Raw genomic sequence first — 24,717 nt, forward strand, 5'->3', positions numbered from 1 at the left:
TCCTTGGGCAGCCGGGCCTAGGGAGGCCGAGTGGTGGCTTCCAGCCGTGGGGACGATCTCGGCCCCGCGCCCACCACCGCGATCGAGCCGTCCACATCCGTACGCAGTACCCGCGCCCCTTCGGCGCGCAGCGCGGCGACGGTGACGGGCGCGGGGTGGCCGTACGTGTTCTCCGCGCCGCAAGAGATCAACGCCAGCCTCGGCGCCGTCCTGCGCAGCAGTTCCGGATCTTGATGGGCCGAGCCGTGATGGGCCACCTTGAGCACGTCCACGGAGGCGATCGAGGCGGCGGCCGGGGTGCGCAGCAGGGCGCGCTGGGCCGGTGGTTCGAGGTCTCCCAGGAGCAGCAGGGTCAGCCCTCCGGCCCGCACGAGCAGCGTGACGCTCGCGTCGTTCGGCCCCTCGGGTGACGGCGCCGGCGCGGCCGGAGGCCAGAGCACCTGCCAGTCCAGGCCCGCCGCACGCCGCCGCTCCCCCGCCACGGCCCGAGTCACCGGAACCCGCTCGGCCGCCGCCTGCTCCCGTACGAACTCCGCCTGCTCCGGCGGCTCCTGGAACCCCGTCGTCTGGATGCCTCCCACCTGTCTCCCCCGCAGCACCCCCGGCAGCCCCGCGACGTGGTCGGCGTGGAAATGGGTCAGGAGCACCAGGGGCACACGCGTGATCCCGAGCGAACGAAGACAACGGTCGACCGCCACCGGGTCGGGCCCCGCGTCGACGACCACACCCGCGCCGCCGCCCGCCGCCAGCACCGTGGCATCGCCCTGCCCCACGTCACACATGACCATGCGCCACCCCGGCGGCGGCCACCCCGCGATCACCCTGGTGAGGGGCGGTGGTTGGACGATCACCAGGAGGAGGAGCAGCACGCAGGCCGCGGCGAGCCATGGATGCCGCGCGAGCCTGCGGCCCGCCAGGACGAGCGCCACCGTGACGAGCGCGAGCAGCAACCCGCCGCGCCATCCGCCCGGCCAGTCGACCCCACTGCCAGGCATGGCCGCCCCGGCTCGGGCGATCTCCGCGATCCACTCCGTGGGCCAGCTCGCACCCCAGGCCAGCGCCTCGGCCACCGGCATCGCCACCGGCGCGCAGGCCAGCGCCGCGAAACCGAGCACCGTGGCGGGCGCCACGGCGAACTCCGCCAGGAGGTTGCACGGCACCGCGACCAGACTCACCCGGGCGGCCAGGACGGCGACGACGGGTGCGCACACCGCCTGTGCGGCAGCAGCCGCGGCCAGTGCGTCGGCGAGCCGCGGTGGCATCCCGCGCCTCCGCAGCGCCGCACTCCAGCGCGGCGCGAGGGTGAGCAGGGCCCCGGTGGCGAGGACGGAGAGCAGGAAGCCGTAACTACGGCTCAGCCACGGGTCGTACAGGACGAGCAGCAGCACGGCCGCGGCGAGCGCCGGAATCAGCGACCTGCGCCGCCCGGTGGCGATGGCGAGGAGCGCGATCAGCCCGCAGGCCGCGGCCCGCAGCACGCTCGGATCCGGCCGGCAGACGATGACGAAGCCGAGGGTCAGCAGCCCGCCCAGCAGCGCGGTGGTGCGCAGCGGGATGCCCAACCTGGGGGCCAGCCCACGCCGTTCCACCCGCTGGGCGGTGCCCGGCGGCCCGATGAGCAGGACGAGCACGATGGTGAGGTTCGCTCCGCTTACGGCAAGCAAATGCGTCAGGTCGGTCGCCCGGAACGCCTGCTCCAGCTCGACCGGCACCCGCGAGGTGTCCCCGACCACCAGGCCCGGCAGCAGCGCGCGGGCATCGGCCGACAGCCCATCGCTGGCCTCCCGCAACCCGCCCCGCAACCGCCCGGCGATCCGTTGCGCCCCGGACGGCGGCCCGACCACGTGCGGCGGCCGCTCCCCCGAGACCCGGAGCACCGCCGCGACCTTGCCCCCCTGCGCCAACGGCGGCGCCAACCGCGCGGCCACCCGCAGCCGCGTGGAGGGCAGCAGCACGAGCCAGGGGTCTTTGGGGCGGAAGCGGGCGGCTCCGGCTGCCCCGGCTCCCGGCTCCAACGGCGCCAGTTCCGGGGCGCCTTGGCCCCCTGGGGCACCTCGGCCGCCCGGGAGGCGCGGGGGCCTCGCGGAGTCGGCGGTCTCACCCCGCACGATGACCAGGACCGGGGCCCGCGTCACGGTCACCGCGCCGTCCCCCTTCGTGACCCGGACGACGTCGGCGTTCAGCAGGACGCCGGGCGGCATCGTGTGCGCGCCCGCGACGCGGGGCCGGGAGCGCCGGGGATCGGACGTGACCTCCAACTCCGCGTCCACCTGGGCGTATTCACGCGCCAGGGCGGGGACGGGGCCCCGGTGCAGATCCGCCCCGTGCAACGCCGCGGAGCCCCCCGAGGCAGCGGCACAGAGCAGCGAGGCGGCCACCGCCAGTCGCCCCCACGAACGTCGCCGCCTCGACGTTCCGGTCCGCCGCCCCTGAGCCGTCCACATCACCAGCAGCACACCGGCCGCCGCCACGCAGACCGCCACCGCAGCGACCGCCCACCTGAGCGGGGCGTCCAGCAGCAGCGCGGCCGCCGCCCACGCCGCCAACGCGGGCGGTACGAGACGGAGGTCGACCGGCCCCTCCTGTCGGGGGTGCGAGGCGCCGAGGCGGTGACCCGACGCGACATGGACCGCCGCACGCGTCGCCGCCTCGGTCCGAGACCCGGACGTCATGGCCGTACGAGATCCTGGAGATCGGCGAAACGCCGGTCCCCGATGCCATTGACCTCGCGGAGCTCTTCGACGGAGCGGAAACCGCCGTGCTCGGTGCGGTAGTCGATGATGTGTTGCGCCAGCACCGGGCCGACGCCCGGCAGTTCGTCGAGCTGCGCGGCGGTCGCCGTGTTCAGCCCGACCGGGCCCGCGGCAGCCGTCCCCGCGGCCCCCGCCGGACCGGCACCCGGCACGGCACCGGCACTGCCGGGTCCAGGGGGCGGCGCCGGCTCGCCGACCACCACCTGCTCACCGTCCACCAGGAACCGCGCGCGATTGAGACCGCCCATGTCGGTGCCTGGCCGGGCCCCTCCCGCGGCCCGCAGCGCGTCGGCCACCCGGGAGCCCGCGGGCAGCCTGTGGACACCGGGCCGGCGGACCTTCCCGCTGACGTCCACGACGATCCTGCCGCCCGGACCGGCCGCCGCGTCCGCCCCGCCCCGGCCGGCTGCCGCGGAGCGCCCCGCCCCCGCCTCTGCCGGAGGACCCGCCGAAGGCGCCGGCTCCGCACCGTGTTCCCCTGCGGCGCCCGCCTCGCGCACGATGTCCGGGGCCTGCACCGGGCGCGCCCGCCCCGTCCAGAAGTGCTGCGCCGCGAAGACGGCGGCGACAACGAGGACCACGACGAGCACGATCACCCCACGCCGCTCCAGCCCGCACCGCGCCTGGAACCACACCGGCAGCCGCTCCCTCACGGCGAGCCCCATCCGCTCCCGCCGCGCACGCCCGCCCTGCGCCTTCCCCTCCACGACAGACTCCGCCTCAGCGGCCTCCGCCAAGGGCCTCACCTCCGCCCCGGCATCCTCCGCCAGGGGCCTCAGCCCTGCCCCTGCGTCCTCCGCCCGGCCTCTCTCCATTCCATGCTCTCGCCCCGCCCCGGCTCCCCGCCCGGCCTCATCCGCCCCCTCCCGCCACGCCCTACCAGGCAAAGACGCAGCCCTGCGCGCGCCACCCCCGCCCGGCAGCAGCCCCGCGTCAGGCCCCGCCACGTCCAACCGCACCGAAGAAGAAGCCGAATGCTGAGGCGCACCCATGAGATGCGGCGGCGGCGACAGAGCCGACGGCAGCTGCGGCTCGGCGAAGAGATTCTCCGCACGCGCCCGCGCCCGCGCACGCAACCGCACCGCCTCCGCCGAGGCATGGCCGCGCCGGACCCGTCTCCGAGCGTGACGGTGCTGCGCACGCCCGTCCGAAGCGGGGCCGCGACCGGGGCCACTCGTCGGGGAAACTGTCCGAGATGGTGAACGCAGTGAGGTCATGTCGACGACGGTAGGCACCTTCGCGACATCGTGTTGATCTTGGTCAATTCCCGTGGATTACCCGGCGGTTGTGGAAAACTCCGTCACCCGCACGTGGCAATTCCCCGGCAGTCACATCCGGCCCCACCGCCCCGGGACTCCGGCAACCCGCCCCTCACCGCGGCGAGACCACGACCCCCAGCAGCCCGGGCCCCGTATGCGCCCCGATCACCGCGCCCACCTCGCTGACATGCAGCTCCTCAAGGCCGGGCAACCGGTCCCGGAGCCGGTCCGCGAGGGCGGCCGCCCGCTCCGGCGCCGCGAGATGATGCACCGCGATGTCCACCTGGCCCGCGCCCGCCCGCTCGGCGACGATCTCCTCCAGGCGGGCGATGGCCTTCGACGCCGTCCGTACCTTCTCCAGCATGTCGATGCGGCCGCCGTCCAGCTTCAGGAGCGGCTTCACGGCGAGCGCGGAGCCCAACAGCGCCTGCGCGGCGCCGATGCGGCCGCCCCTGCGCAGATAGTCGAGGGTGTCGACGTAGAAGTACGCGGACGTCCCTGCGGCACGCTTCTCTGCGGCCGCCACGACCTCCTCCGCCGAGTCACCCGCCTCTGAGGCCTCCGCCGCCGCCAGGGCGCAGAAACCGAGGGCCATCGCGACCATGCCGGTGTCCACCACCCGCACCGGCACCGGCGCGTCCTTCGCCGCGAGGACGGCGGCGTCGTACGTACCGGAGAACTCGGCGGACAGGTGCAGCGAGACGATCGCCGTGGCGCCCGCCTCCGCGACCTTCCGGTACGTCTCGGCGAAGACCTCTGGGCTGGGCCGGGACGTGGTCACCGACTTCCGCTTCTGCAGGGCCAGGGCGAGGGAGCGCGCCGAGATCTCGGTGCCTTCCTCCAGCGCCTGGTCCCCCAGGACCACGGTCAGGGGCACCGCGGTGATGCCGTGCCGCTCCATCGTCCGCTGCGGCAGGTAGGCCGTTGAATCCGTGACGATCGCGACATGGCGGGACATGGGCTGGAGATTACCCGTCTGGGCCGCCGGACGGCAGCCCGGCCCCTGTTCACCCAGATCACCCGGCTCGCCCCGCTGACCCCGCTCGCCCCGTCCCTGCGACGTTCCCCGCGTCACGGGGGCGGCTCAGGTCGTGCTCTCGGGCTTGGCCTTCTTCTCCCACGGATATGTGGGGGCCGCCGAGGGCGGCGTGATCGCGGGCCGCGTGGGCTCCTGGGAGGCCTGCGCGGACGGCTCCGGCCAGCTCTGGCCGGTGTCCTTCGCGGGCTCCGCGGCGGGCTCGGGCCAGGCGGCGGGGGCCTGCTCCGGCCGCGGTTCCGTCGTCCAGTGCCGCAGGGCTCCCGCCTCCATGTCGATCTGCGTGCGGAGCGATTCCAGGTCGTCGCCAGCGAACCGGCTGGCCCGGTCGCGCGCCCCCCACCGCAGCGAGTCCGCCGCCTGGGTGATGTGCTCCGTGCGCTCCTTCAGCTCGGGGAGGCGCTCGGCCACGGACGCCTTGTCCGGGTCCCGCTCCAGACGCCGCAGCTCATCGTCCAGCTCATGCCCATGGGCGCTGAGCCGGTCAAAGAGGCCGAGGCTCTCCTTCAGCGAGGCGTCCTCGACGACACCGGCCTGGAGGACGTCCTGCGTGCTCCGCATCGACGTGCGCAACTTGAGCCGCAGCTGGGCCAGTTCACCGGCGGTGCCGACCTGGGCGAAGCTCTTCGCTCGCAAGGTGGTGTCCTCCACCGTGCGGCGGGCCTCCGAGATGGTGCGGTCCACGCCTCGCTTGGCCGCCCGGACGACCTTCACCGTGGCATACACCCCCAGCACCAGGAACAGCACGACGAGCAGCGCCACGATTGCGCCCACGGCTTCCATGACGCTCCTATCCAGTCCAGCCCAGCAAGTTCAGTTCCGGCCAGTGCAGCCCAGCCCAGTCAGGACCGGACCGCTCCAGCGACGTCCCTTCCACCGTAAACGGAAAAGGCAGGCCGGAGGTTCCATCGGAACCCCCAACCTGCCCGTAAGGGAAGACCCCTATACCTCGCCCATACCCGGCTACACCTCCGCGCGCCGCTACGCCGGAACGATGTTCACCAGCTTCGGCGCCCGCACGATCACCTTGCGGATGCCCGCGCCGTCCAGCGCGGCCACGACCTTCTCGTCGGCCAGGGCGACCTTCTCCAGCTCCTCGTCGGAGATGGCCGGCGAGACCTCCAGGCGCGCCTTGACCTTGCCCTTGATCTGCACGACGCAGGTCACGGACTCGTCCACGACGAACGCCGGGTCGGCGACCGGGAAGTCCTGGTGGACGACCGAGTCGGTGTGGCCCAGCTTGCGCCACAGCTCCTCGGCGACATGCGGGGCCAGCGGCGCGATCAGCAGCACCAGCCGCTCGGCGACCGAGCGCGGCACCGGTCCGGCGGCCTTCGTCAGGTGGTTGTTCAGCTCGGTGATCTTGGCGATGGCGGTGTTGAACCGCATACCGTCCAGGTCCTGGCGCACGCCGTCGATCGCCTTGTGCAGGGCGCGCAGGGTGGCCTCGTCGATGTCGGCCTCGGCGACGTCCGCGACGGTGACCTCACCGGTCGACTCGTCGACGATCAGCCGCCACAGCCGCTGCAACAGGCGGTACTGGCCGACGACCGCGCGGGTGTCCCAGGGGCGCGACACGTCCAGGGGGCCCATCGCCATCTCGTACAGGCGCAGGGTGTCCGCGCCGTACTCGTCGCAGATCTCGTCCGGCGTGACGGCGTTCTTCAGGGACTTGCCCATCTTGCCCAGCTCGCGCTTGACCGGCTCGCCCTCGAAGAAGAACTTCCCGTCGCGCTCCTCGACCTCGGCCGCCGGCACCGGGAAGCCGCGGCTGTCCCGGTAGACGTAGGCCTGGATCATGCCCTGGTTGTACAGCTTGTGGAACGGCTCGGCGGACGAGATGTGCCCCAGGTCGAACAGGATCTTCGACCAGAAGCGCGCGTACAGCAGGTGCAGCACCGCGTGCTCGGCGCCGCCCACGTACAGGTCGACGCCGCCCGTCGGCTGGCCCTCGCGCGGGCCCATCCAGTACTGCTCGACGGCGGGCTCGACCAGCTGCTGGTCGTTGCGCGGGTCCAGGTAGCGCAGCTCGTACCAGCACGAACCGGCCCAGTTGGGCATCGTGTTGGTCTCGCGGCGGTACTTCTTGGGGCCGTCGCCCAGGTCCAGGGTGACGTTGACCCAGTCCTCGTTGCGGGACAGCGGCGTCTCCGGAGAGGTGTTCGCGTCGTCCGGGTCGAAGGTGCGCGGGGAGTAGTCGTCGACCTCCGGCAGCTCCAGGGGCAGCATCGACTCGGGCAGCGAGTGGGCGATGCCGTCCTCGTCGTAGACGATCGGGAAGGGCTCGCCCCAGTAGCGCTGGCGGCTGAACAGCCAGTCGCGCAGGCGGAAGTTGACGGTCCCCTCGCCGATGCCGCGCGTGGCCAGCCAGCCGGTGATGCGGGCCTTGGCGTCGGCGACGTCCAGGCCGTCCAGGGAGACCTCCTCGTTCGAGGAGTTGATCAGCTTCGCTTCGTACGAGGAGAAGGCGTCGCCCCAGGTGGCGGTGTCGGTGCCGCGCTCGTCCGACGGCTCGACGACGCAGCGCATCGGCAGGTGGAAGGCGCGCGCGAAGGCGAAGTCGCGGCTGTCGTGCGCCGGGACGGCCATGATCGCGCCGGTGCCGTAGCCCATCAGGACGTAGTCGGCGATGAAGACGGGGACCTGCTCGCCGCTGACCGGGTTGGTGGCGTAGACGCCGGTGAAGACGCCGGTCTTCTCCTTGGCGTCCGCCTGCCGCTCGACGTCGGACTTCGACGCGGCGAAGGCGCGGTACTTGGCGACGGCCTCGGCGGGCGTGGCGTGGCCGCCGGTCCACACCTCGTGGGTGCCCTCGGGCCAGGCCTCGGGGACGACCTTGTCGACCAGCTCGTGCTCGGGCGCCAGAACCATGTAGGTCGCGCCGAACAGGGTGTCCTGGCGGGTGGTGAAGACGGTGATCGCGTCACCTTCGGTGCCCACGGGGAAGTTCACGCGGGCGCCTTCGGAGCGGCCGATCCAGTTGCGCTGCTGCAGCTTGATGGCCTCGGGCCAGTCCAGCGCGTCCAGGTCGTCCAGCAGCCGGTCGGCGTAGGCGGTGATGCGCATGTTCCACTGGCGCAGCTTGGCCTTGAAGACGGGGAAGTTGCCGCGCTCGGAGCGGCCGTCGGCGGTGACCTCCTCGTTGGCCAGGACGGTGCCCAGGCCGGGGCACCAGTTGACCGGCGCGTCCGAGGCGTACGCCAGGCGGTACTGGCTCAGGACGTCCGCGCGCTCGGCGGCGTTCAGCTCGCTCCACGCGCGCGTGGAGCCCGGTACGGCACGGTCACCGCTGGCGAACTGCGCGACCAGGTCGGCGATCGGGCGGGCCTTCCCGGCATCGGCGTCGTACCAGGAGTTGAAGATCTGGACGAAGATCCACTGGGTCCACTTGTAGTACTCGGGGTCGATCGTCGCGAACGAACGCCGCTTGTCGTGGCCCAGACCCAGAGCGCGCAGCTGGGCCTTCATGTTCTCGATGTTGGCCTCGGTGGAGACCCGCGGGTGGGTGCCCGTCTGCACGGCGTACTGCTCGGCGGGCAGGCCGAAGGCGTCAAAGCCCAGGGTGTGCAGGACGTTGTGGCCCGTCATGCGCTGGAAGCGCGCGAAGACGTCCGTGGCGATGTAGCCCAGGGGGTGGCCGACGTGCAGGCCCGCTCCGGAGGGGTACGGGAACATGTCCATGATGAACTTCTTGGGCTTGGCGACCAGCGCGGCCTCGGCCTCGTCCCGCGCCTCCATGTCGCCGCTCGGGTTCGGCGCCTCGTAGGTGCCCTCGGCGTCCCAGAAGTCCTGCCAGCGTGCCTCGATGTCAGCGGCCAGAGCGGCCGTATAGCGGTGCGGCGCGGCCACCTCGGAGGCGGCAGCAGAATTCGTCTCGCTCATGATCCTCAAAGCTCCATCGATCGTCTCTGCCTGCGGAATTGACCGTTCTGGTCGCAGTCCCGGTCAAACAAAAATGCCCCTCGCACAGGAGGGGACGCCGCGCCGATTCCGACCGCGATTCACCGGCGGTCGGGACTGATCAGCGCGGCCCGCTAAGCAGAAGGCGTACGGCACGCATGGCGTCAGGGTACCGCAGCGCCCATGTGGCCCGCGACGAGCGTGTGCGCGGGGCGCCATGCGCGGCTCCCGGGCTCCCGCCGACGCCCCCTGGCCCCTTTGGCCAAGGGTTACTCCGCGTACCGCCCACTATCGGGGCAACACCAAGAGCGCATGGCACTTTGATAACAACGCAATAACTCAAACCCCGTACCCACCGGTATGGAGCGACTTAGCATGCGGCGGGACCGAACCATTTCGGAGCCGCCCCATGAACCCTCTGCACCCCCATCGCCAGAGCCGGTTGCTCGGCGCCGGAGCTCTGCTCCTGATACCCCTGCTCGTCGTCACGGGCAGCGACGGCTTCCGGGCCGCCCTGGACTTCACCACCGGTGTCCTGTGCCTGGTCTCCCTCACCGCCGCCGCCCTCTGGGGTCTGGTCGCCACCGACCGCCTCTTCCTGCGCTCGCGCCAGCGGCTGCTCGCCCAGGCCGTGCACCGCGCCACGGCGGTCGCCTCCGTCGGCTTCCTGCTGCTGCACGGCACCGTCAAGATCGCCCTCGACCACGTGTCGCTCCTCGGCGCCCTCGTGCCCTTCGGGCTCGGCGTGAGCGGCAGCGCGGGGCTCATCGGCCTCGGCTCGCTCGCGGGCCTCCTCATGGTCGCCACGAGCGTCACCGGTGCCCTGCGCAGCGCCTTCGCCTCCCCCGCCCGGATCGCCTCCCGGTGGCGCGCGCTGCACATGCTCGCCTACCCCGCCTGGTGCGCGGCGCTGATCCACGGCCTGTACGCGGGCCGGCCGCCGAAGCCGTGGGTGATCGCCCTCTACGCCCTGTGCCTGCTCGGGGTCGCCGGGGCCGTCGCCCTGCGCGCGGCACCGCCCCCGGTCAAGCGGAAGGTCGCCGCCCGCGTCCTGGCCCTGCTCGAACCGGAGCCCGGGACCTCGCGCCGCGACCGCCCACGCGCGCGGGACACCGCCTCCGCCCCGCTCCCCGGTACGGCGGCAGACACCGCCCCCGCCCCCGGACCGACCGCCGGCATCTGGGCGGCCTACCGCGCACTGACCCCCACGCCGCCCCAGCCCCCGCGCCCGACAGGCCCGCCGCCCCGCGCCGAGCCCACGGACCGCTGGCCCACGCCCTGCCCGCCACCGCCCGCCGAGGCCCCCTACGTGGCGCCCCCGCCCACGTACGACACCGCCTACACCTCCGCCTACGAACCGGCCCACGACCCCACCCACCACCCCGCGTACGACAGCGGCCCCGCCACCGAACCGCTGCCCCGGCCCTTCCAGGCCCCCAGCTCGGGCGAGCCCTGGAATGCCGCCACCGGAGGCCAACCGTGAACGCGTCGCTGCCCGACGTCCCCGAAGTCCGCGTCGTCGGGCTCCCCTTGCTCACCTCGGGCTTCGACCTGGTCGAACGCCTCGATCTCGCCATGCACCTGAAGGTGCACGGCCCCCTCGAACCCATGGCGGGCGAGCCGCTCGCCCGCCTCGCCGAGCAGATCGCGCTGCGCGGCCGGGGCGGCGCGGGCTTTCCGTTCGACCGGAAGCTGCGGGCCGTCGCCGACGCGGCGATACGCCGAGGGGTACGCCCCGTGGTGGTCGTCAACGGCAGCGAGGACGAACCGGCCTGCCGCAAGGACACCGTCCTGATCAACCGCGCCCCGCATCTCATTCTGGACGGCGCCCTGCTCGCCGCCGAGGCGCTCGGCGCCCGCAGCCTCGTCATCGGCGTGACGCGCGACTCCACCGAGGCCTCGATGCGCACCGCCCTCGCCGAGCGGGGCCTCGGCAACCGGCGCGGATCGGCCCTTCGCGCGCGCGTGCAGCGCAACCCGGTGCGCATGGTCACCGGGGAGTCCTCCGCCCTGGTCCGCTCCGCGGACGGCGGCCCCCCGCTGCCACCGGGCCGCAAGTCGCGTACGTCCGACCACGGGGTGGGCGGCGCGCCCACGCTGCTGTCGAACGCGGAGACCTTCGCCCAGCTCGCCGTCGCCGCGCGGATCGGCGCCGACCGCTACTGCCGCACCGGGCTGCGCGAGGAGCCCGGCACGGTCCTGCTGACCCTCTCCGGAGCCGTCGCCCGGCCGATGGTCGTCGAGGTCCCCACCGGAGTGCCCCTGCGCTACGTCCTCCAGCTCGCCGGCGCCCCCGCGCTCCCCCAGGGCGTCCTGACGGGCGGCTACCACGGCAAGTGGCTCGACGGCGTGACGGCGCACGACGCGGTCATCTCCCGTGCCGCCCTGGAGGCCTGCGGCGGCGCGCTCGGGGCGGGCGCGGTCCTGCCGATCGGCGAGGGCACCTGCCCGCTCGGGGAGTCGCTGCGCGTCGCGCACTGGCTGGCCGCGGAGAGCTCCGGGCAGTGCGGCCCCTGCTACCTCGGCCTCCCCGCGGCGGCCCGTGGCCTCGCGGACGTCCTCCAGGGCGGCGGCCCGACCGCCCTCGAAGCGCTGCGCGAGGTGACGCGGGCCGTGAAGCGGCGCGGCGCCTGCAAGCATCCGGACGGCTCGGCGGCCTTCCTGGAGTCCACGATCTCAGCGTTCACGGACGATCTCGCGGCGCACGTCCTGGGCGGCGGCTGCGGCCGTCCCGTCGAGGGGGTCCTGCCCCTCCAGGCGGAGGCACCCGCGGCACAGGCGCCGAGCGGCCGCAGGCTGGCCGTGGACTGGACCCTGTGCCAGGGCCACGGGCTGTGCGCGGACATCGTCCCTGAGCTGATCCAACTGGGCCCGGACGGCTTCCCCTCCGTTGCGGAGGCCTCCGTACCGCGTTACTCCGAAGCGCGTGCCTCCCGTGCCGTGCGCCGCTGCCCGGCGCTCGCCCTGCGCATCGAGGAGGACCCGAAGGCGGCGTCCGTGGTCCGCCCCGCGCTGCCCGCCGCGCTGCCACCGGGCCGGGGCCGCAGGGCACTCGGCAGCGGCCGACAGTAAGCAGCAATGCGGGACAGCGAAAAGCGGGCCACCCGATCCGGGTGGCCCGCTCATATCCTGTGGAGCTAAGGAGAATTGAACTCCTGACCTCCTGCATGCCATGCAGGCGCTCTACCAACTGAGCTATAGCCCCTTGCTTGTGTCCGCCCGGTTCCCCCGGCGACTCCGCAAACATTACACGGTTACCCCCGTGCTCCACCAAATCGTTTCCGGTCTGGGGCGATACAGCCCGATTCGGCCGGTACTGTCAGCCTCCGTGACCGTGATCGCGTTCGCCGCCGCCCGCCGCCGCGTACCCCTGGCCGCCGGGGCCTGCCTGCTCTCCTTCACGGCCTTCTGGTGCGCGCAGCGCGCCGCCGACGTCTCGATGATCGACCTGATGGTCTACCGCGCCGAGGGCGAGACCGTGCGCGAGGGCGGCGACCTCTACGCACTGCGCACCACCGAAGCCCATCTCCCGACGACCTACCCGCCGTTCGCCGCCCTCCTGTTCACCCCGCTGACACTGCTGGAAACCCCGGACATGCGCACCCTCGCGACGCTGGGGAACCTTCTCCTGCTGACCGTCTTCGTGGCGCTGTCCCTGCGGCTCATCGGCGAAGCGCGGCACGCGCGCGTGGAGAGCGCCTTGTGGGTGTCCGCGCTCGCCGTCTGGTGCGAGCCGGTGTGGACGACGCTGCGCTACGGACAGATCAACCTGCTGCTCGCCGTGCTCGTCCTGTGGGACCTGTCACGGCACCCTGGCCACCGCTGGGCGGGCCTCGGCATCGGCGTCGCCGCGGCGATCAAGCTCACGCCCGCGCTCTTCGCGGTGTTCCTGCTGCTGACCGGCGCCGCCGAGGCCCTGCGGCACGGGGTGTGGCGGCCCACCGTGCGGCACGCGTGCGTGGCCGCCGTCTCGTTCACCGCCGCGACGCTCCTCGCGGCCGCCGTCCTGCCCTACGACTCGTGGCGGTTCTGGACCCGGATGGTCTTCGAGGCGGGCCGGGTCGGGCTGGCGGAGGACACCGCGAACCAGTCCCTGCGGGGCGTTCTCGCCCGGCTTCTGCACACCGCGGAGCCCGGGGCCTGGTGGGCGGTGTCGGCGGCGGTGACCTGCGCGCTCGGTCTCGCCGCCGCGGTGGCCGCCGCGCTGCACGGGGAGCGGGCGCGGGCCGCGCTCTGCTGCGCGGCGACGGCGCTTCTGGTGAGCCCGGTGTCGTGGTCGCACCACTGGGTGTGGTGTGTGCCGATGGTGCTGACCCTGGGGGCCGAGGCGGCCCGCCCGGGCGGTCGGGTCCGGTGGACGGTGGCCGGGGCCGCGTCCCTGGTCTTCTGCTCGTACGCCCTGTGGTGGGTGCCCCATGGGGCGGGACGGCTCGAACTCGACCAGAACTATGGCCAGATGACGCTGTCCGCCCTCTACGTAGTGACCGCTTGGGCGTTTCTGCTGGCCGGTGTCAGGCGGTGGCGAACGAGTAGAACCGCTTGAGGGTGCAGTGCTCGTCGAGCAACCGGCCGTAGATCGGCTCCCCTTCGAGCTCGCGGTAGGTCTCGATGGGGTCGCCTTTTATGATCAGCGCCCGTGCGCATTCCTCGCACCAGTACTGGTACTCGTTGTTGACCGGTTCCATGTCGCGGACGATCGGCGTGCCACTGTCGCACCAGTCGCATTTCCGCCTGTGTGCCCCCATTGATCAGCTCCAGCTGTGGCCGCAGGCGGTGCAGACATAACTGACTCCGCCGTTGTCGCCGAGTACTTGGGCGACATGGACGGAGCCGCAGGAAGGGCAGTTGAGGAGCATACGGAGAGCGCGTGGTTCTCGTGTCGCCGCCGCGTCGAAGAAGCGGTCGACCTCTCCGAGGATGCTCGCAGGCATCACGCTCTCCCTCCCGTCGGGCTGCGTTCCCCTTCCGGCCGTCCGATTCTGCCACGGCCCGAGCGGCCCGGTCAGCGACGCATTCGTTCCGGTCCGGACACGACGGTCGGCGCACGCCCCCGCACGCGCCCCCTCGCACCCCGGCAAAAGAAAATCCCGCCCCCTGATGGGGACGGGATTTCCGGGACTGTGGAGCTAAGGAGAATTGAACTCCTGACCTCCTGCATGCCATGCAGGCGCTCTACCAACTGAGCTATAGCCCCTTGCGTTCTTCCCGCTCGGCGGGCGAACAAGAAGAACTTTAGCCTGCGACCAGCCGGAATGTGAAATCCGGGTCCGGCCGCCCCCGGGAGCGGCTCCGGGGCGCTCAGTCGTCGTCGCCGAGCACCGGCTCCGGCAGCGTGCCGGCGTTGTGCTCCAGCAGGCGCCAGCCGCGCGCGCCCTGGCCGAGGACCGACCAGCAGCAGTTGGAGAGACCACCGAGCCCCTCCCAGTGGTGGGCGTCCAGGCCGAGGAGGCGGCCGATCGTGGTGCGGATGGTGCCGCCGTGGCTGACCACCACCAGCGTGCCGTCGTCGGGCAGCTTCTCGGCGTGCCGCAGCACGACGGGAGCGGCGCGGTCGGCGACCTCGGTCTCCAGCTCACCGCCGCCGCGGCGCACCGCTTCGCCGCGCTTCCACGCGGCGTACTGCTCACCGAAGCGGGCGATGATCTCGTCGTGCGTCAGGCCCTGCCATTGGCCGGCGTACGTCTCCCGGAGACCCTCCTCGTACGTGACGGGGAGGCCGGTGACGGCGGCCAGCTCGGCCGCCGTGGCCGCCGCCCGCTTGAGGTCGGAGGCGACGATCGCGTCCGGCTTCAGGGAGGCGAGAAGACGGGCGGCGCGCCGGGCCTGGCCGACGCCCGTCTCGGTCAGCTCGATGTCCGTGGAGCCCTGGAAGCGGCGCTCCAGATTCCAGGCCGTCTGGCCGTGGCGCCACAGGATGATCCGGCAGCCGCGGTTTCTCACCGAAGCTCACCGTCCAGGTCAGCCTCCTCGGTGGCCAGCTGCTCGGCGTGCTCGGCGCCCTTGCCGCGGGTCGCCTTGGCCTCCTCGGGCAGGTCGATCTCGGGGCAGTCCTTCCACAGGCGCTCGAGGGCGTAGAAGACCCGCTCCTCGCTGTGCTGGACGTGGACCACGATGTCGACGTAGTCGAGGAGGATCCAGCGGGCGTCGCGGTCGCCCTCGCGACGGACCGGCTTGGTGCCGAGCTGCTTGTTCAGCTGCTCCTCGATCTCGTCGACGATGGACTTGACCTGGCGGTCGTTGGGTGCGGAGGCGAGCAGGAACGCGTCCGTGATCGACAGCACGTCGCTGACGTCGTACGCGATGATGTCGTGCGCGAGCTTGTCGGCAGCCGCCTGGGCGGCGACGTTGATGAGCTCGATGGAGCGGTCCGTGGCGGTCACTGGTGAGCTTTCCTTCAGATGGTCAAGACACCCCAAGGGTCTCACGGACCGCCGTCCCCGCCCCAGACGATTACGTCACCGCCTCCGCTGGCCCCTTCCTCACCCCGCCGTGTAGTCCTGGCCGAGGACCACGGAGACGTCCGCGTTGGGTGCCGTCGCGCCCTTGCGGACCACGCTCGTCGGCAGGCCGAGGGTCTTGGCGACCTCGGTGGCCCGTGCCTCGTCGGCCTCGTCGGCGTAGGTGATCCGCGAGGTGGGAAGGGCCGCGGAGCCCGCGCCGCCGTCGACGAAGGCGTAGCCGCCGTTGACCAGGGAGACCCGGGCCTCCTGGGCCGCGTCCTTCGAACCGGAGGCGTTCTTGACGCCGACCCGCAGGGCCGCGCCCTTCTCCGGGCTCTTCGCCACGCCGCCGAGGACGTCCTTGACCACCGTGCCGCCGGCCTTCTCGGACAGGGTGCCGTCCGGCCGCACCGGCAGCAGCGTCGTCTTGTAGTCGCCGCTCTTCGCGCGGTCGGCGAGCTTGGCGAGGAAGGTGCCGAGGTCCTTCTCCCGGAGCGAGGGGTCGAGGACCTGGGCGAGCGACTCCACGGTGGTCGTGGCCCCCTGCGGGTCGGACGAGAACTTGCGCAGGATGCCCTGCATGACCTGGCCGAAGCGGTCCAGCTGTGCGCTCTCGTCCTCGCCGGGCGCGCGGTAGGTGGCGTACGCGACGGCCATCTCGCCGCTGAGGGTCTGCTGCTCGCCCTTCTTCACCAGGGGCGCTTCACCCTTCTTCTTCGCCTTCGGGTCGGGCACGTCGGCGTCCGTGTCGACGTCGATGTTGCCGACGAGCTCGACGAGGTTGTCCAGGAAAGGGGTGTCCAGGCGCCAGGTGCCCTCGACCTCGGTGCCGAGGACGGTGTCGATCGACTCGCGGGTGCCGGTCGTGCCGTCGTCGTCGACGGACTTGCCGAGCGTCGTCGCGCTGCCCTCGTCGTCCGACACGGCGAGGGAGTTCGGCAGCAGGACGGTGGTGCCCTGCCCGGTGGTGGCGTTGTTCACCAGCAGGGCGGTGGAGGTGCCGCCGCCCTTGGTGTCGTGCAGGTGGACGACGATGACGTCGCGCTTCTGCGGTCCCGTCGCATCGGCCGCGCCGCCCGCGCCGTCCGACTGGCCGGGCAGCTTGCCCGCGAACCACAGGTAGCCGACGCCACCCGCGATCACCAGGGCGAGGACCACGACGAGCGCGACGACGCGGGAGCGCCCGCGCCGCTTGGCCTCCTCGCGCCGCTCGGTGCGGCTCTCGGTGAACTTCAGCCAGTCGATGACGTCTTCGGAGTCCTCGTCCGGCTCCTCGATGAACGAGAACTGCTCGGTCTTGTACTCGGGCTCCGGCGCACGCTCGGGCTCCGGCGCACGCGGCGCACGCTCCGGCTCGGGTCCGGGCTGAGGACGCTCGGGCTCCCACTGCGGCTGGGGCTGCTGCTCGTGCTGCGGTTGCTGCTGTGGCTGCGGTTGCTGCTGCTGAGGGACCCAGGCGGTGTCGTACGCCTGCGGCTGCCCACCGGCATACGGGTCGTACCCGTACCCCTGGTACTGCTGAGGCACCTGAGGCTGCTGCTGCTGCTGCTGCTGCTGCTGCTGCTGCTGCACCAACTGATACACCGGCCGCCCGTACTCGTCGTACCCGACGACCTGGTACTGCTCCGCGTACTGGTCGGCCGCGTACTCACCCACGTACTCGCCCGCATACGGGTCACTGCCCGCATAAGGGTCGTACTGTCGGTCGTTCACCGGTGCCCCTCTCGGCTCATTCGCCGCGGTACAGCTCGCGCTTGTCGATATAACGCACCACACCGTCCGGCACCAGGTACCAGACGGGATCGCCCTTGGCGACCCGCGCGCGGCAGTCCGTGGACGAGATGGCGAGGGCCGGGACCTCCACCAGGGAGACACCGCCCTTGGGGAGGCCGGGGTCGGCCAGCGTGTGGCCGGGCCGGGTGACCCCGATGAAGTGCGCGAGGGAGAACAGCTCTTCCGTGTCCCGCCAGGTGAGGATCTGGCCGAGGGCGTCGGCGCCCGTGATGAAGAAGAGGTCCGTGTCGGGGTTGAGGGCACGCAGGTCGCGCAGCGTGTCCGTGGTGTACGTCGCGCCGCCGCGGTCGATGTCGATGCGGCTCACCGAGAACTGCGGGTTCTCGGCGGTCGCGATGACCGTCATCAGATAGCGGTCCTCGGCCGGGGACACCCGCTTGTCGCTCTTCTGCCACGGCTGTCCGGTCGGCACGAACACCACCTCGTCGAGGTGGAATTGCGCGGCGACCTCACTGGCCGCCACGAGGTGTCCGTGGTGGATCGGGTCAAACGTTCCGCCCATGACGCCGAGGCGGCGCTTGCCGTTGCTCACCGGACCGGTCCCCGGAAAGATCTCCGGACCGGTAGGCATGTCCTGCTCTCCCATGCGTGCAGACCCTACCGGCCCGGTCGAGGGGCCCTGCTCCGGTCCTAGCGGTCGCGGTTGAAGCGGGTGGTGATCCACAGGAGCAGCAGGAGGGCGACGAACGCGCCGCCACCGATGAAGAGCGGGTTGAGGCTTTCGTGGTTGCCGCCGTGCTCGCCGCCCTCGGAGGCGAGAGTGACCAGCTGGGCGGCGGTGCTGTGGAGGCTCATCTCAGGCAGGACCTATCCGGGGGTGGGATGGACGTAAAGACTTCCGGGCCATCGTAAGCGGGGCCCCGGCCCCGGCTCACGCCGACTCAGCCCTTGCGGCCCTCGTCGTCGCCGCCCCGGTGGTCGCCGGCGCCGCCGCCCCGCTGGTCCTCGTCACCGTCGCGGCGGTAGCCGCGCAGCAGGAACCAGCCCACCAGGACGCACCCGACGACCATGACGATCAGCACGACCCGCAGCAGATTGCCGGGTCCCTGCCGCTCCGCGGCCTTGGCCGCCTCCGTGAGCCAGACGGCCCCAGCGTTGTGCTCCATGACGGACGACTCCTTCTGTGTGCTGCCCTGTCACGGTATCTCCGCCTAGGCTGGACCCCACCTCGGGGGCACGAGAGGACCAGACATGGGGGAATCGGCATGACCGACGGCAACCACCACGACGGCGGCGGGGACGGGACGGGGCACGAGCGCGTCCCGAGCCGGCAGCGCCGGCGCTTCCCCGGCATCTCCTCGCGGGCCTACGAGCATCCCGCGGACCGCTCGGCCCTGGTGGCCCTGCGCAGGCTCAGCGGGTTCGACACGGTCTTCAAGGCGCTCAGCGGCCTGCTGCCCGAGCGCAGCCTGCGACTGCTGTTCCTGTCCGACTCCGTGCGGGTCTCCGACGTGCAGTTCGCGCACCTCAACACCATGCTGCGGGACGCCTGCTACATCCTGGACCTGGAGAAGGTCCCGCCGATGTACGTCAACCAGGACCCGAATCCGAACGCGATGTGCATCGGCCTCGACGAGCCGATCATCGTCGTGACCACGGGCCTGGTCGAGCTGCTCGACGAGGAGGAGATGCGGGCGGTCGTCGGCCACGAGGTGGGGCACGCCCTCTCCGGCCACTCCGTCTACCGCACGATCCTGCTGTTCCTCACGAACCTCGCGCTGAAGGTCGCGTGGATCCCGCTGGGCAACGTCGCGATCATGGCGATCGTGACGGCGCTGCGCGAGTGGTTCCGCAAGTCGGAGCTGTCGGCGGACCGGGCCGGCCTGCTGGTCGGCCAGGACCTGAATGCCTCGATGCGGGGCCTGATGAAGCTCGCGGGCGGCAACCACCTGCACGAGATGAACGTGGACGCGTTCCTGGAGCAGGCCGAGGAGTACGAGGCCGGGGGCGATCTGCGCGACTCGGTCCTGAAGATCATGAACGTGCTGCCGCGCACGCACCCCTTCGCCACCGTCCGCGCCGCCGAGCTGAAGAAGTGGGCAGGGACCCGCGACTTCCAGCGGATCATGGACGGCCACTATCCGCGCCGTGACGAGGACAAGGACACCTCGGTCTCCGACTCCTTCCGGCAGTCGGCCTCGGCGTACGCGGACGACGTACGCAACAGCAAGGACCCGCTGATGAAGCTGGTCAGCGACATCGCGGGCGGCGCGGGCGACCTGGGCGGCAAGCTGCGCGGGAAGTTCACGGGGCAGGGCGGACAGAGCGGGCAGGACGGCGGCGACACCTCCGGGGACAAGTGACCCCCAGCGCGAAGGCGTCCCTCAGAGCGGCGGCGAAGGCTGGGCCGAAGCCGCCAGCGAGCCGCAGAGCGCCGTCGCCCTCCCCGTCTCGTAGGGGTCGGTGCCGGCCGGGCCGCCCGCCTTCGCCCGCTGCCCCGCGAGCAGCGGCCGCAGATGGTTCGCCGTGTCGTCCCCGCAGCTGAGCGGCCCGGCCTGGGCTGCGGAGAGCAGCAGCTCGGCGCGGTGCATCCGCAGGTCGTCGCGGTCGAAGCGGAACCGCAGCTCGCGGCGGACGGTGAACAGGGACACCTTGCCGCCGTCCTCGCGGGCCGCTCGCAGCGCGTACACGAACGTGTGGTCCGAGGTGACCTCCAGCGTGTTCCGGTCCGCCTCGGCGACCCGCAGAGTGCCCTCGACCCTGGCCCGCTGATCGGCGAGCACGGCCTTGGCCGGGTCGAACCGCACCAGCCAGCCCATGGGAGCGTGCCGCTCGTCGGCGGCGGGGTGCGCGAAGCTCCGGTCGAACTGGTCGAACTGCTCGGGATCGAGCAGCAGCCGCACGGCGCCCGGCGAGCCACCGGTGAGCGTGTCCGGGTCGAGCGAGGATTCGACGAGGTAGTCCCTTGCGGTGGTCACGGCGGCCATGACCTGGCTGTCCGAGAAGTGCGAGGTGCGCCGCACGGCCGGCAGATTGATGCCCTCGGCGCCCACCCGGAACTGCGCGGCGGGGCTGTGCGCGTACAGGTCGGCGGCCTTCGTGGCGCCGGGCACGGCGCCGTGCGGGGCGAGCGGGATCACCGTCATCCGCAGCGGCTCGGGACGCTTGGCCTGGGGAGTGGGGTACGGATGCCGTACGCCCATGTAGATCGCCGTGCCGAAGGCCAGGGCGATCAGTACGACGAGCAGCAGGGCCTGGCGGGACAGGCCACGGTGCAGGGCGGGGCGGCGGCGCACGGCGGGCGCGTGGTCGCTCAGGCGCTCCTGTGCGGAGAACTCCTGGAGACGGGCAGCGCGCACGAACGACTCGTCGAAGACAACGGATCGGTACTCGTCCTCACCACCGCTGGGGCCGCCCTCGGGTGTCCCCGGGGGTGGGTCTCCTGGCTCGCCCATACCTTCAGAGTAGGTCTCCGGACGGTCGGGTAAACGCCCTGGTACATGTCAAGTTCCGCCAACTGCTCACGGTGTGCGCGGGACCGCGGAAGCGGCGGGGCGGCCGAATTCGGCGGAGGCCGAGGGGCCGGCCGGGGCGTCCTTGTCGGCCTTGTCGGCGCCCTGGTCCACCTCCGTGGAGGCGGGCGCGGGCACGCGGTCCTGGCGGCCGGAGGAGGCGCCGCGGTAGACGGCGGTGAAGGCGAGGGCGACCATGCCGATGCCCATCAGGAGGGCGAGCATCCAGGCCACGGGGCGGTGCCAGCGGGCGCGGCCTGGGTGGCGTCCGGGGCGGCCGTAACCCTCGTCCGGGGCGTCGTAATCGTAGGCGTCGTCGAAGTCGTCGTGGCCGAACTCGCCGCTGCCGTCGGGGCCGAAGCCGTCGTCGGGGAAGTCGTCGTCGCCCGCGTCGCGGACGCGGCGGGTGCGGGCCCGGCGGGCCTCGGCCTCGGAGGCCTCCGCGCGCGCCTGGGCCGCGGCCAACAGCCGCTCCACGGCGGATGGTTCATGTATGTCGGCGGCCCGTACGAAATCCTCGTCGAAGACCACGGAGGCGAACTCTTCGTCCGCACCCCCGCGGTCGCGGTCGTCGTCGGGCTCCCAGCCGTCAGGGAACGACGGCGTGCCCCCCACGTCCTCCGGCACCCTCCCAGCGTAGACCTGGGAGGGGCAATTTGGGCAGACCGTAAGGGAATTAGACACCACGGGTGTCACCGGCTGGATGTCATCGGCCGGACATCACCGCACGTGCCCGTCGCCCGTCACGATGTACTTGGTCGACGTCAGTTCGGGCAGCCCCATCGGGCCCCGGGCGTGCAGCTTCTGCGTGGAGATGCCGATCTCGGCGCCGAAGCCGAACTGCCCGCCGTCGGTGAAGCGCGTCGAGGCGTTCACGGCGACGGTCGTGGAGTCCACGAGCTGCGTGAAGCGGCGCGCGGCCTGCTGCGAGGTGGTGACGATGGCCTCCGTGTGCCCGGAGGTCCACAGCCGGATGTGCTCGACGGCCTGCTCCAGCGTGTCGACGACGGCGGCCGCGATGTCGTGGCTGAGGTACTCGGTCTCCCAGTCCTCGGTCGTCGCGGGTACGACGGTGGCCTTGGAGCCGCCTGCCTTGTCCACGTGGCCGAGCACCCGCTCGTCCGCGTGCACGGTCACCCCGGCCTCCGCGAGGGCGTCCAGGGCGCGCGGCAGGAACGCGTCGGCGATGTCCCGGTGGACGAGGAGCGTCTCGGCGGCGTTGCAGACGCTGGGCCGCTGCGCCTTGGAGTTGATCAGGATGTCGACGGCCATGTCGATGTCGGCGGCGGCGTCCACGTACACGTGGCAGTTGCCGGTGCCGGTCTCGATGACCGGGACGGTGGACTCCTCGACGACGGTCTTGATCAGCGAGGCGCCGCCGCGCGGGATGAGCACGTCGACGAGGCCGCGGGCGCGCATCAGCTCGCGTACGGAGTCCCGGCTCTCGCCCGGCACGAGCTGGACGGCGTCCGCGGGCAGGCCGGCGCCGTGCACCGCGTCGCGCAGGACGCGCACGAGCGCCGTGTTCGATTCGTACGCCGATGACGAGCCCCGCAGCAGGACGGCGTTGCCGGACTTCAGGCAGAGGGCGGCCGCGTCCACGGTGACGTTCGGCCGGGCCTCGTAGATGATCCCGACGACGCCGAGGGGGACGCGGACCTGGCGCAGGTCGATGCCGTTGGGGAGCGTGGAGCCGCGGACGACCTCGCCCACCGGGTCGGGCAGGGCCGCCACGTCGCGCACGTCGCCGGCGATGGCGCGGACCCGCTCGGGGGTGAGGGTGAGCCGGTCGATGATCCCCTCGCTGGTCCCGGCCTCCCGGGCGCGCTCGATGTCCTTGGCGTTGGCCTCGACGATCTCGGCGGTCCGTACCTCCAGGGCGTCGGCGATCGCGAGCAGCGCGTCGTCCTTGGCGGCGCGCGGCAGCGGCGCGAGCGTGGCGGAGGCGCCGCGGGCGCGGTAGGCGGCCTGGGCGACCGGCGAGAGGTTGTCGTAGGGCGAGACGGGAGAGAGCGACGTCATGCTCGCAGGGTAATCCCCGCGCCCGGGGCATCCGCCCTGTGTTCCAGTCCCCGAGACCGCGCGGCGGCGGCCGTAAGACGACGGCTCGAAACGAGCGCCGGATCAGAACGGGTGTACGCCCACCGGCGTGGCCGGAAGCGGACCGTACCCCTCCGCGATCCGCTGGTGATACGTGTCGCGGTCGATCACTTCGAGCCCCACGATCTCCCACGGCGGCAGCTGCGCGCTCTGCCGGTGCTCGCCCCACAACCGCAGCGCGACCGCGGCGGCGTCGTGCAGATCGCGGGCCTCTTCCCAGTAGCGGATCTCGGCGTGGTCGGGGGCGTACCGGCTGGTGAGGAGAAAGGGATGGTCGTGGGCGAGCTGTTCGAGGCCGCGCCTGAGTTCCTTCAGCGGGGCCTCCGCGCCCGAGACGCTCAGGGTGACGTGCCACAGGCGGGGCGCGTGTACCGTCTCGCCCTCGGCGCTCTCGCGCGCCTGGCTCCCGTGCCCGGCGTGCGCCTCGCTCTCGTACGCCTCCCCCGCGGCGACGCTCGTCAGCGCCCGCTCAGCCGAGCCGCGGGACGCCGCCCCTGGGCGCACTCGTCTCACGACGGCCTCCTTTACGCAATGTCGTACGCGATGTCGGTGCGGACACACAACGGTCGTGCGGAACTGTCTTCAACAAAGTTGACCAGCCCGAGCCGTCCCGTGGGGCGGTTTTGGGGAGTTTCACCTTCCGCGGACCGCCCCGCCGAAGCCGTCCTGGGCGGTTTTCGGCCGAGCGGTCGGTTTTACCCGTGGAGCAGGACGAGGTCGTCCCGGTGCACGACCTCCCGCTCGTACGCGGGTCCGAGCTCCCGCGCGAGATCCCGCGTGGAGCGGCCGAGGAGCTGCGGCAGCTCCTTCGCGTCGAAGTTCACCAGGCCGCGCGCGACGGCCCGCCCCGCGACGTCCCGCAGCTCGACCGGGTCGCCCGCGGTGAAGTCGCCCTCGACCCCCGCGATCCCCGCGGGCAGCAGCGATTTGCGCCCCTCGACGACCGCGCGCACCGCCCCGTCGTCCAGGGTGAGCGCGCCGCGCGGCTCCGAGGCGTGCTGGAGCCACAGGAGCCGGTCGGCGGAGCGGCGTCCCGTGCGGTGGAAGTACGTGCCCGTGGCGCGGCCCGCGAGGGCGTCACCGGCCTGGCTGGCGGAGGTCAGGACGACCGGGATCCCGGCGGCGGCGGCGATCCGCGCGGCCTCGACCTTGGTGACCATGCCGCCGGTGCCGACGCCCGCCTTGCCCGCGCTGCCGATCTCGACGTGCGCTATGTCGGCGGGGCCCCGCACCTCGTCGATCCTGGAGGTGCCGGGCCTGGCGGGGTCGCCGTCGTACAGGCCGTCCACGTCGGAGAGCAGCACGAGCAGGTCGGCGTGGACGAGGTGGGCGACGAGGGCGGCCAGGCGGTCGTTGTCGCCGAAGCGGATCTCGTCGGTGGCCACGGTGTCGTTCTCGTTGACCACGGGCAGCGCGCCCATCGCGAGCAGCTGGTCCAGGGTGCGGGACGCGTTGCGGTGGTGGGCGCGGCGGGCCATGTCGTCGGAGGTGAGGAGCACCTGCCCGACGCGTACGCCGTACCGCGCGAAGGAGGCGGTGTAGCGGGCCACGAGCAGCCCCTGCCCGACGCTGGCGGCGGCCTGCTGGCGGGCGAGGTCCTTGGGGCGACGCACGAGGCCGAGGGGGGCGAGGCCGGCGGCGATGGCACCGGAGGAGACCAACACGATCTCGCGCTCACCCCCGCTGCGGCTCTTGGCCAGGACGTCCACCAAGGCGTCCACGCGGTCGGCGTCCAGCCCCCCAGAGGCGGTGGTCAGGGACGAGGACCCGACCTTGACGACGACCCGCTGGGCCTCTGCCACCGACTGCCTTGCCGCTGTCACGCGCTTCCCCAAATGATCCCGATGGTGCCGTACCCGCAATCTACGTGAGTGCGTCCGGGGAGCGCCCCCGCATTCCGAGGGGCGGGCACCCGACCGGCCCCCCGAGGGGAAAAAGCCCCCCGGGGTTCAGTCTCCTTTGCCCCTTTTTCCGGTGATTGCC

22 protein-coding genes and 2 tRNA genes are annotated in these 24,717 nt (G+C 72.4%); 4 read left to right on the forward strand and 20 right to left on the reverse strand.

Features of this window, described 5'->3' with window-relative positions; all coding sequences use genetic code 11:
• Positions 1–17 precede the first annotated feature (17 nt).
• From KKZ08_RS13025 to leuS, 5 genes are all read right to left on the reverse strand, one after another.
• Positions 18–2,672 carry a ComEC/Rec2 family competence protein gene (locus KKZ08_RS13025; RefSeq protein WP_223774604.1) on the reverse strand — a complete coding sequence of 885 codons (2,655 nt, stop codon included), beginning with the start codon at positions 2,670–2,672 and terminating at the stop codon, positions 18–20.
• Complete coding sequence (locus KKZ08_RS13030; RefSeq protein WP_346657876.1) at positions 2,669–3,568, reverse strand: ComEA family DNA-binding protein; 900 nt, start codon at positions 3,566–3,568, stop codon at positions 2,669–2,671. Before KKZ08_RS13030 ends, KKZ08_RS13025 begins: the two co-directional genes overlap by 4 nt.
• Before the next feature lie 556 nt (positions 3,569–4,124).
• Positions 4,125–4,970 carry a DegV family protein gene (locus tag KKZ08_RS13035; protein ID WP_223774606.1) on the reverse strand — a complete coding sequence of 282 codons (846 nt, stop codon included), beginning with the start codon at positions 4,968–4,970 and terminating at the stop codon, positions 4,125–4,127.
• A 126-nt stretch (positions 4,971–5,096) separates the two neighbouring features.
• Positions 5,097–5,831 (reverse strand): hypothetical protein, encoded by a 735-nt coding sequence (locus tag KKZ08_RS13040; RefSeq protein WP_223774607.1) that lies wholly within the window; start codon positions 5,829–5,831, stop codon positions 5,097–5,099.
• Between the two features lie 198 nt (positions 5,832–6,029).
• Positions 6,030–8,930 carry a leucine--tRNA ligase gene (leuS, locus tag KKZ08_RS13045; RefSeq protein ID WP_276573892.1) on the reverse strand — a complete coding sequence of 967 codons (2,901 nt, stop codon included), beginning with the start codon at positions 8,928–8,930 and terminating at the stop codon, positions 6,030–6,032.
• A gap of 427 nt (positions 8,931–9,357) precedes the next feature.
• On the opposite strand from leuS, the gene KKZ08_RS13050 reads away from it, so the two are divergent.
• Positions 9,358–10,431, forward strand: coding sequence for a cytochrome b/b6 domain-containing protein (locus tag KKZ08_RS13050; RefSeq protein WP_223774608.1), 1,074 nt, complete (start codon positions 9,358–9,360; stop codon positions 10,429–10,431).
• The gene (locus KKZ08_RS13055) at positions 10,428–12,020 is read left to right on the forward strand and encodes an NADH-quinone oxidoreductase subunit NuoF family protein (protein ID WP_223774609.1); all 1,593 of its coding nucleotides are present in this window, start codon (positions 10,428–10,430) and stop codon (positions 12,018–12,020) included. Before KKZ08_RS13050 ends, KKZ08_RS13055 begins: the two co-directional genes overlap by 4 nt.
• Positions 12,021–12,080: 60 nt before the next feature.
• Here KKZ08_RS13055 and KKZ08_RS13060 read toward each other — a convergent pair.
• A tRNA-Ala gene (locus KKZ08_RS13060) sits at positions 12,081–12,153 on the reverse strand.
• A gap of 123 nt (positions 12,154–12,276) precedes the next feature.
• On the opposite strand from KKZ08_RS13060, the gene KKZ08_RS13065 reads away from it, so the two are divergent.
• The gene (locus tag KKZ08_RS13065; RefSeq protein WP_223774610.1) at positions 12,277–13,491 is read left to right on the forward strand and encodes a glycosyltransferase 87 family protein; all 1,215 of its coding nucleotides are present in this window, start codon (positions 12,277–12,279) and stop codon (positions 13,489–13,491) included.
• Here the strand turns inward: KKZ08_RS13065 and KKZ08_RS13070 are convergent.
• The 9 genes from KKZ08_RS13070 to KKZ08_RS13110 all read right to left on the reverse strand — a co-directional run bounded on the left by KKZ08_RS13070 (position 13,460) and on the right by KKZ08_RS13110 (position 18,288).
• Entirely contained in the window at positions 13,460–13,693 is a 234-nt protein-coding gene (locus KKZ08_RS13070) for a hypothetical protein (protein ID WP_223774611.1), read from the reverse strand. The genes KKZ08_RS13065 and KKZ08_RS13070 overlap by 32 nt on opposite strands.
• A 3-nt stretch (positions 13,694–13,696) precedes the next feature.
• On the reverse strand, positions 13,697–13,879 hold the full coding sequence (locus tag KKZ08_RS13075; protein ID WP_223774612.1) for a hypothetical protein: 183 nt from the start codon (positions 13,877–13,879) through the stop codon (positions 13,697–13,699).
• Between the two features lie 190 nt (positions 13,880–14,069).
• Positions 14,070–14,142, reverse strand: a tRNA-Ala gene (locus KKZ08_RS13080).
• Between the two features lie 104 nt (positions 14,143–14,246).
• Complete coding sequence (locus KKZ08_RS13085; RefSeq protein WP_223774613.1) at positions 14,247–14,888, reverse strand: histidine phosphatase family protein; 642 nt, start codon at positions 14,886–14,888, stop codon at positions 14,247–14,249.
• On the reverse strand, positions 14,885–15,328 hold the full coding sequence (gene rsfS, locus KKZ08_RS13090) for a ribosome silencing factor (protein WP_223774614.1): 444 nt from the start codon (positions 15,326–15,328) through the stop codon (positions 14,885–14,887). The genes KKZ08_RS13085 and rsfS overlap by 4 nt, the downstream gene beginning before the upstream one ends.
• 99 nt (positions 15,329–15,427) lie before the next feature.
• Positions 15,428–17,101: an LCP family protein gene (locus KKZ08_RS13095; protein WP_276573893.1), complete on the reverse strand. Its 1,674-nt coding sequence runs from the start codon at positions 17,099–17,101 to the stop codon at positions 15,428–15,430.
• A gap of 16 nt (positions 17,102–17,117) precedes the next feature.
• On the reverse strand, positions 17,118–17,768 hold the full coding sequence (gene nadD, locus KKZ08_RS13100; protein ID WP_223774615.1) for a nicotinate-nucleotide adenylyltransferase: 651 nt from the start codon (positions 17,766–17,768) through the stop codon (positions 17,118–17,120).
• A 44-nt stretch (positions 17,769–17,812) separates the two neighbouring features.
• Positions 17,813–17,977, reverse strand: a complete 165-nt coding sequence (locus KKZ08_RS13105) for a hypothetical protein (RefSeq protein WP_223774616.1) — start codon at positions 17,975–17,977, stop codon at positions 17,813–17,815.
• Positions 17,978–18,063: 86 nt separating this feature from the next.
• Positions 18,064–18,288, reverse strand: coding sequence for a hypothetical protein (locus KKZ08_RS13110; RefSeq protein ID WP_223779376.1), 225 nt, complete (start codon positions 18,286–18,288; stop codon positions 18,064–18,066).
• A gap of 99 nt (positions 18,289–18,387) precedes the next feature.
• Between KKZ08_RS13110 and KKZ08_RS13115 the strand changes: the two genes are divergently transcribed.
• Positions 18,388–19,485, forward strand: coding sequence for a M48 family metallopeptidase (locus KKZ08_RS13115; RefSeq protein ID WP_223774617.1), 1,098 nt, complete (start codon positions 18,388–18,390; stop codon positions 19,483–19,485).
• Between the two features lie 21 nt (positions 19,486–19,506).
• On the opposite strand, the gene KKZ08_RS13120 is transcribed toward KKZ08_RS13115, so the two are convergent.
• From KKZ08_RS13120 to proB, 5 genes are all read right to left on the reverse strand, one after another.
• The gene (locus tag KKZ08_RS13120) at positions 19,507–20,577 is read right to left on the reverse strand and encodes a hypothetical protein (RefSeq protein ID WP_223774618.1); all 1,071 of its coding nucleotides are present in this window, start codon (positions 20,575–20,577) and stop codon (positions 19,507–19,509) included.
• Between the two features lie 66 nt (positions 20,578–20,643).
• Positions 20,644–21,261 (reverse strand): hypothetical protein, encoded by a 618-nt coding sequence (locus KKZ08_RS13125; protein WP_223774619.1) that lies wholly within the window; start codon positions 21,259–21,261, stop codon positions 20,644–20,646.
• Between the two features lie 93 nt (positions 21,262–21,354).
• Complete coding sequence (locus KKZ08_RS13130; protein ID WP_223774620.1) at positions 21,355–22,656, reverse strand: glutamate-5-semialdehyde dehydrogenase; 1,302 nt, start codon at positions 22,654–22,656, stop codon at positions 21,355–21,357.
• A gap of 102 nt (positions 22,657–22,758) precedes the next feature.
• Positions 22,759–23,247: a hypothetical protein gene (locus tag KKZ08_RS13135; protein ID WP_223774621.1), complete on the reverse strand. Its 489-nt coding sequence runs from the start codon at positions 23,245–23,247 to the stop codon at positions 22,759–22,761.
• 182 nt (positions 23,248–23,429) lie between these two features.
• Complete coding sequence (gene proB, locus KKZ08_RS13140; RefSeq protein ID WP_223774622.1) at positions 23,430–24,557, reverse strand: glutamate 5-kinase; 1,128 nt, start codon at positions 24,555–24,557, stop codon at positions 23,430–23,432.
• Positions 24,558–24,717 lie beyond the last annotated feature (160 nt).

This window comes from Streptomyces sp. 135, assembly GCF_020026305.1.
GTDB lineage: Bacteria > Actinomycetota > Actinomycetes > Streptomycetales > Streptomycetaceae > Streptomyces.

Coding starts and splice junctions, on each gene's coding strand:
- KKZ08_RS13115 (WP_223774617.1), top strand. CDS start 18,388: ATGACCGACGGCAACCACCACGACGGCGGCGGGGACGGGACGGGGCAC.
- KKZ08_RS13105 (WP_223774616.1), bottom strand. CDS start 17,977: ATGAGCCTCCACAGCACCGCCGCCCAGCTGGTCACTCTCGCCTCCGAG.
- KKZ08_RS13025 (WP_223774604.1), bottom strand. CDS start 2,672: ATGACGTCCGGGTCTCGGACCGAGGCGGCGACGCGTGCGGCGGTCCAT.
- KKZ08_RS13075 (WP_223774612.1), bottom strand. CDS start 13,879: ATGCCTGCGAGCATCCTCGGAGAGGTCGACCGCTTCTTCGACGCGGCG.
- KKZ08_RS13110 (WP_223779376.1), bottom strand. CDS start 18,288: ATGGAGCACAACGCTGGGGCCGTCTGGCTCACGGAGGCGGCCAAGGCC.
- KKZ08_RS13040 (WP_223774607.1), bottom strand. CDS start 5,831: ATGGAAGCCGTGGGCGCAATCGTGGCGCTGCTCGTCGTGCTGTTCCTG.
- KKZ08_RS13035 (WP_223774606.1), bottom strand. CDS start 4,970: ATGTCCCGCCATGTCGCGATCGTCACGGATTCAACGGCCTACCTGCCG.
- leuS (WP_276573892.1), bottom strand. CDS start 8,930: ATGAGCGAGACGAATTCTGCTGCCGCCTCCGAGGTGGCCGCGCCGCAC.
- KKZ08_RS13130 (WP_223774620.1), bottom strand. CDS start 22,656: ATGACGTCGCTCTCTCCCGTCTCGCCCTACGACAACCTCTCGCCGGTC.
- nadD (WP_223774615.1), bottom strand. CDS start 17,768: ATGGGAGAGCAGGACATGCCTACCGGTCCGGAGATCTTTCCGGGGACC.
- KKZ08_RS13120 (WP_223774618.1), bottom strand. CDS start 20,577: ATGGGCGAGCCAGGAGACCCACCCCCGGGGACACCCGAGGGCGGCCCC.
- KKZ08_RS13070 (WP_223774611.1), bottom strand. CDS start 13,693: ATGGGGGCACACAGGCGGAAATGCGACTGGTGCGACAGTGGCACGCCG.
- KKZ08_RS13050 (WP_223774608.1), top strand. CDS start 9,358: ATGAACCCTCTGCACCCCCATCGCCAGAGCCGGTTGCTCGGCGCCGGA.
- KKZ08_RS13030 (WP_346657876.1), bottom strand. CDS start 3,568: ATGGAGAGAGGCCGGGCGGAGGACGCAGGGGCAGGGCTGAGGCCCCTG.